Genomic DNA, 796 nt, shown 5'->3' on the forward strand with positions numbered 1-796 from the left:
GTGTTCCTGAACAAGTGCGATCAGGTTGACGATGCTGAACTTCTCGAACTCGTAGAGCTCGAAGTTCGTGAACTTCTCTCGAAGTACGACTTCCCAGGCGATGAAACGCCAATCATCAAGGGCTCGGCTCTTGCTGCTCTGGAAGATTCTTCGAAGGAACTCGGCGAAGACGCAATCCGCAACCTGATGGCTGCTGTTGACGATTATATCCCAACACCAGAACGTCCAGTTGATCAGCCATTCCTGATGCCAATCGAAGACGTGTTCTCGATTTCGGGTCGTGGTACTGTTGTGACCGGTCGTGTTGAACGCGGCATCATCAAGGTTGGTGAAGAAGTTGAAATCGTTGGCATCAAGGCCACCGGCAAGACGACTGTTACCGGCGTTGAAATGTTCCGCAAGCTGCTTGATCAGGGCCAGGCTGGCGATAACATCGGTGCACTGGTTCGCGGTATTGGCCGTGAAGACGTTGAACGTGGTCAGGTTCTCTGCAAGCCAGGTTCGGTTAAGCCACACACCAAGTTCAAGGCAGAAGCTTACATTCTGACCAAGGACGAAGGTGGCCGTCATACACCATTCTTCACCAACTACCGTCCACAGTTCTACTTCCGTACGACGGACGTGACCGGTGTTGTTACCCTGCCAGAAGGCACGGAAATGGTTATGCCTGGCGACAACGTTACCGTTGACGTTACGCTGATCGTGCCGATCGCAATGGAAGAGAAGCTCCGCTTCGCTATCCGTGAAGGTGGCCGTACCGTTGGTGCAGGCATCGTCGCTTCGATCATCGAGTAAT

1 protein-coding gene is annotated in these 796 nt (G+C 53.0%); it reads left to right on the plus strand.

Annotation, left to right across the window (positions count from 1 at the left end; genetic code table 11):
* A partial coding sequence (locus ABE530_RS19635; protein WP_499695727.1) for an elongation factor Tu occupies positions 1–795 on the plus strand: 795 nt, incomplete at its 5' end.
* Position 796: the final 1 nt, after the last annotated feature.

Source organism: Brucella sp. TWI559 (assembly GCF_039674265.1).
GTDB lineage: Bacteria > Pseudomonadota > Alphaproteobacteria > Rhizobiales > Rhizobiaceae > Brucella > Brucella chromiisoli.